Raw genomic sequence first — 6,207 nt, forward strand, 5'->3', positions numbered from 1 at the left:
CCCTCGGAGTGCCGAGGGGCTTCCGCGGCGCCGCCCCCGGCGGGTCCGTACGCGGCTGACGCTTCTCTACGGGCTGATGTTCGTCCTCTCCGGCGGCATCCTGCTCACCATCACCTACCTGCTCGCCAACCGGCCCAACGGCTTCTTCCTGTTCAGCCGCGGCGACGGCGGCGCCTCCTTCCCCGCCGACGGCGGCATCCACCTCTATCCGGACACCGTCGGCCCCGGCGCGCTGAACGCCTTCGCCAAGGCCCAGCGGGAGCAGGCCGAACGCCAGCACGCCGCCGAGATGCACGACCTGCTCATCGAGTCCGGCATCGCCCTCGCGATCATGTCGGTGATCGCGATCGGCCTAGGCTGGCTGATCGCGGGCCGCGTCCTGCGCCCCCTGCGCACCATGACCTCCAGCATCCAGCGGATCTCCGCCCGCAACGTCCATGAGCGACTGGCCGTCGCGGGCCCCGACGACGAGCTGAAGGACCTCGCCGACACCGTCGACGGACTGCTCGGCCGACTGGAGACCGCGCTCGACTCCCACAAGCGCTTCGTGGCCAACGCCGCGCACGAGTTACGCACCCCCCTGACCGTCGAGCACGCGCTCCTTGAGGAGTCACTCATAGACCGCGGCGCCACGGTCGACTCCTTCCGCGCCAACTTCGAACGCCTCCTCGTCCTCAGCGAACAGCAGGCACAACTCCTCGAATCGCTCCTCACCCTCTCCAGCAGCGAACGCGGCCTCGACCGCCGCGAACCCCTCGACCTCGGTGAACTGGCCGACCGCGCCGTACTCGGCTGGCGCCCGGAAGCGGAGCGGCGGGGCCTGTGCGTCGAGGCGAAGACCACCCCCGCCGACATCTGGGGCGACGCCCCGCTGATCGAACGGCTGGTGGCCAACCTCCTCGACAACGCCTCCGGCTACAACGTCGACCAGGGCTGGGTGCGCGCCGAGACACGCGTCGAGGACGACCGCGCCGTCGTACGGGTGAGCAACTCCGGCCCGGTGATCCCGGCCGACCGGGTGGACGGCCTCCTCGAACCGTTCCAGCGGCTCGACCGCACCGCGGGCGACGGCCACCACGGTCTCGGCCTGTCGATCGTGCGCTCCATCGCCGACGTCCACGGCGCGACCCTGCACGCGCGGGCCCGGCCCCAGGGCGGCCTCGTCGTCGAAGCGGCCTTCCCCCTGCGCGTGGCGGACCAGCGGCCCCGCCACCACCACGGACCCGCACGGCACAGTGTCCAACCGTGAGAATGAGCGGTTGGACGTTTCCAGTGAATCGCGGTTTGCTTCACACGGCACCGCCTAGTTGAGTCCCTCCCCATATTCGTTCGTCCCGCCAGTTCCCCCGGTCGTCCCGGCAGTTCCCCCGGGAGGCGGACCAACAGACAGCCAATAGTTGGTCATTGGGAATCCCCGAGAGCAATCGGTATCGTCCTGTTGCGTGTACGTCCGGGGAATTCCAGCATTCAGCCGACGCGAACAGCTCGGCGAGGGGGAAATATGACCGGCAAGGCTGACATCGTGCTGCCCCTCTTCGATTCCCAGGAGGGAATCTGGCTCGCGCAGCACCTGGACGGCGACCGTCGCCAGTACACCGTCGGCCAGTACGTCGAGATCAACGGCCCGATCGACGCACACACACTGGAAAGCGCCGTACGCCGAGCTGTCGCGGAAACCGAGATCCTGCACGTACGAGAAGTGCGCCCCGGGGAAGACGCCGGGGAAATGGCTACACAGATCATCGCCCCGGCATCGGACAGGAACGCATTACTCGCCGCCCAGAGCCCGTTGATGCACCGATTCGACGTGTCGCACAGCGCCTCCGAAAACCCCGACGAGGCACGGACCATCGCCGAAGCGTGGACACGGCAGGACCCCGGCCGGGAACCGGGCGGACGCCCCTACGCGTACGCCCTCTTCCGGCTGGCCCCCGACCGCCACATCTGGTGCCAGCGCTACGACCACCTCCTGATGGACGCCTACGCCTGCTCCCTGCTGGGCCGCCGCGTGGCGGACATCTACACGGCGACACTCCACGGCCGCGCCCCCGCCCCCGCCGGGCACGCGACCTTGAGCGACCTGCTGGAGCAGGAGTCCACCTACCGGAACTCCGAACGCTTCGCGCGCGACCGCGACCACTGGCTCGACCGGTTCGCCGACCGTCCGGAGCGCGCGACCATCCCCGGACACCGGCCGTCCGGGCCGGACACCACCGCAGCCGGTGCCGCCACCGAGCCCCTGCGAGAAACGGGCGTGCTGCCCCCCGCCTCGGTCGAACGTCTCCGCGCGGCGGCGTCCCGCGCCGGAGTGAGCTGGCCGAGGCTCGTCGTCGGTGCGTTCGCGGCCTTCCTCGCCCGCCTGAGCGAAACCGGAGAAACGATCCTGAGCCTGCCGGTCGCCGCCCGCACCACACCCCGGACCCGCCGCACCCCCTGCACGACGGCGAACATCCTGCCGCTCCGTCTCTCCACCGCCCCCGCCGAAAGCCTCCTGGACCTGGCACGCCACGCGGACCACGAGATCAGTGCTCTCCTGGACCACCAGGACTTCCGGGGCGAGCACTTACGCCGAGCACTCGCCTGGCCACAAGGCGACCACCGCCACTTCGGCCCCTACGTGAACGTGATGCCCAGGGCCGGTGAGAGCCTGCGCCTCGGCGAAGCCCGGGGCGTCGTACGCGACGCGTCCAGCCGACGCGTCGAGGAGTTCGGCGTCCTGGTCAGCGGCTGGACCGAGAACGAGGGCATGCAGATCACCCTGGAGGCCAACCCGTCTCTCTACGACCGCACATGGACCCGCTCCGTTCACAGCTCCTTCCTCACCTTCCTGCGGCACACGATCGACGACCCGACGGCCCCGGTGGGCCGCGCGGACGCGGTGCAGGGACCGGAGCTCTCACGGGTGGTGAAGGCCTGGAACGACACAGCCTCCCCCGTGGCGGCGGGTTCCGTGCTGGAGGCGTTCGAGGGGTGGGTCGCTCGGTCGCCGGATGCGGTAGCGGTGCGGTGTGGCGCCGAGCAATGCGCGTCCTACGCACAGTTGGACGCGCGGGCGAATCGTCTGGCGCGACATCTCGCGGTACTGGGTGTGGGGGTTGAGCCGCGGGTGGGTTTGCGTCTGCCCCGCGGGGTGGACATGGTGGTGGCGGAGTTGGCGGTGTGGAAGGCGGGGGCGGCGTTCGTACCGCTGGACCCGGAGTATCCGGCGGAGCGGCTCGCGTTCATGGTGGCGGACAGTGGGGTGGAGGTTGTCCTCGGAGCAACTGACACGTTGCCGGTGGGTGGGGCGCACGTGGTGCGCCTGGACGGCCTGGAGTTGGCCGAGCAGTCCGATGAGCCGCTACGCACGTACATCGGCCCTGATCAGCTCGCCTACGTCATTTACACCTCCGGTTCGACGGGTCGTCCGAAGGGTGTGGCGGTCGCGCAGGGTGGCGTGACGAATCTGTCTGAGGCGATGCGTCCGGCGTTGGGTGTGTCGGAGGGTACGACTGTGCTTCAGTTCGCGTCGTTCAGTTTTGACGCGGCGGTGTTGGATGTGGCGGTGACGTTGGCGGGTGGTGGGACGCTCGCGGTCGCGTCGGCGGAGGAGCGGGCGGAGCCTGCCGCGCTGGCGGCGATGATCGAGCGGACCGGGGTCACCACGGCGAGTGTCGTGCCCTCGCTTCTCGGCGTGCTCGACCCGGCTGTCGTGCCGGGTGTACGGAACTGGGTGCTGGGCGCGGAGCTGTTGACCGCCGATTTGGCCAGCCGGTGGGTGGGGCAGGCGCGGCTGTGGAACACCTACGGCCCGACCGAGGCCACGGTGATCACCACTGCCGACCTGGTCCCGGCGGACATACGCCCGCAGGATGAGGCACCACCGATCGGGCGGCCCCTGGGCAACGTACGCACCTATGTCCTGGACGGCTTCCTGCGCCCGGTCCCGCCGGGTGTGACAGGGGAGCTGTACGTGTCTGGTCCTGGTGTGGCGCGTGGCTATGTCGGGCGTCCGGAACTGACCGCTGAGCGCTTCGTGGCCTGCCCCTTCCACGCGGGCGCGCGGATGTACCGGACCGGTGACCTGGCCCGCTGGACGGACGACGGGCAGTTGCTGTTCGCGGGCCGGGCGGATGACCAGGTGAAGATCCGGGGTTTCCGGGTGGAGCCGGGTGAGGTGGAGGCGGTGCTCGCCGCGCACCCCGACGTCCGCCAAGCGGCCGTGGTCGTACGCGAGGACCGGCCCGGCGACAAACGCCTGATCGGATACGTGGTCGCGGAGGGGACGAGTGACCTGTCCCCGCAGGAGCTCAGGGAGTACGCGGGCAACGATCTGCCGGAGTACATGGTCCCCGCGGCGGTCCTGGAACTGGCCGCCCTGCCGCTCACCGCCAACGGGAAGCTGGACCGCAAGGCCCTGCCCGCCCCCGACTTCTCGGGCGACGCGACCGGAAAGGGGCCCGCGACCCCCGTGGAGGAAGTGCTGTGCGGGCTGTTCGGTGAGGTGCTCGGGCTGGGACAGGTCGCCGCCGACGCGTCGTTCTTCACGCTCGGCGGGGATTCGCTGCTGGGGATGCGGCTTGTCGCGCGGGTGCGGGCCGTGCTCGACGTAGAAGTGGGGATCAAAGAGCTGTTCGGCGCTTCGACGGTGGCGGAGCTGGCGCGTGTCGTCGGGGAGAGCGCCGGTGGCGGGGGACAGGTGGCCCTGCGGGCCGTCGCGCGGCGGCCGGAGGTGCTGCCGCTGTCGTACGCGCAGCAGCGGATGTGGTTCCTGAACCGGCTGGAGGAGACGGTCCCGGGGGCAGCCGCGGCCTACAACATGCCGCTGGTGCTTCGGATCTCCGGTGAGGTGGACGTGGCGGCGCTTGAGGCGGCGCTCGGTGATGTCGCGGACCGGCACGAGAGCCTGCGCACGGTCTTCCCGGACACGGGCGGGGTGCCGCGGCAGGACGTACTGGAAGGCGCCGCCGGACGCCCGCCCCTGCCGGTCGCCGAGGTCGGGGAGGACCAGGTCGAGCAGGTGTTGGCGGAGCAGGCGGCCCGTGGGTTCGATCTGCGGGTGGAGCTGCCGTGGCGGGCCCGGCTCCTCATGCCGCGTACGAGTCCCGGCGAGTACATCTCGGGCGAGTACGTCCTGTCGGTCGTCGCCCATCACATCGCGGTGGACGGCTGGTCGATGACCGTGCTCGCGCGGGATCTGGAGGCGGCGTACGCGGCGCGTCGCGTCGGCCGTACACCGGGGTGGGCCCCGTTGTCGGTGCAGTACGCGGACTACGCCCTCTGGCAGCGGGAGACGCTGGGCGAGCTGGACGACCCGGCGAGCCTGCTCAGCGCGCAGCTCGACCACTGGCGCCGCACCCTGGCCGGTGCCCCGCAGGAGCTGGCCCTGCCCGTGGACCGTTCCCGCCCGGCCACGCCCACCTACCGGGGCCGCAGGGTGCCGGTGGGAACGGACGCGCGGACGCATGCCGGGCTGGTGGAACTGGCCGGGCGGGGCCGGGCGACGATGTTCATGGTCGTGCACGCGGCGGTGAGCCTGGTGCTGTCCCGATTGGGCGCGGGCGAGGACGTGGTGGTGGGGACACCCGTGGCCGGGCGGGGTGACGCGGCCCTTGAGGACCTGGCGGGCTTCTTCGTGAACACGCTGGTGCTGCGTACGGACCTGAGCGGCGACCCGACCTTCGCCGAACTCCTTGAGCGGGTGCGGGCCACTGACCTGGCCGCCTACGCCCACCAGGACGTGCCCTTCGAACGCCTCGTCGAGGAGCTCAATCCACAGCGTTCCGTGTCCCGCAACCCCCTCTTCCAAGTGATGCTGGCCCTTGAGAACGTGCCCGAGCCGACGTGGAATCTGCAGGGAACACAGGTGCGTTCGGCGACGATGACCGCGCCCGCCGCCCGTTTCGACCTGGCCGTGACCCTGACGGAACGCCGCGACGAACGAGGGACGCCGGGTGGCCTCGACGGCGACATCTTGTACGCCCTGGACCTCTTCGACGACCACACGGCCGAGTCCCTGGCGGGCCGCCTGACCCGCGTTCTGGCACAGGTCGCCGCCGATCCGGGGCTCCGCCTCAGCGAGGTGGACGTCCTGACGGCCGACGAGCGGTCGCGGGTGGTGGAGGACTGGAACGACACGGCCCGCCCCGTGGTGGCGGGTTCGGTGGTGGAGGCGTTCGAGGGGTGGGTCGCTCGGTCGCCGGATGCGGTAGCAGTGCGGTGTGGCAA

Annotated in this window: 2 protein-coding genes; both read left to right on the top strand. The window is 70.7% G+C overall.

What is annotated here, in order from left to right:
* Positions 1–55 precede the first annotated feature (55 nt).
* The gene (locus AB8Z36_RS27245; protein WP_369216028.1) at positions 56–1,249 is read left to right on the top strand and encodes a sensor histidine kinase; all 1,194 of its coding nucleotides are present in this window, start codon (positions 56–58) and stop codon (positions 1,247–1,249) included.
* A 252-nt stretch (positions 1,250–1,501) separates the two neighbouring features.
* On the top strand, positions 1,502–6,207 hold a 4,706-nt coding region (locus tag AB8Z36_RS27250), incomplete at its 3' end, for an amino acid adenylation domain-containing protein (RefSeq protein ID WP_369216027.1).

The organism is Streptomyces flavofungini, from assembly GCF_041028215.1.
Taxonomy (GTDB): domain Bacteria; phylum Actinomycetota; class Actinomycetes; order Streptomycetales; family Streptomycetaceae; genus Streptomyces; species Streptomyces flavofungini_B.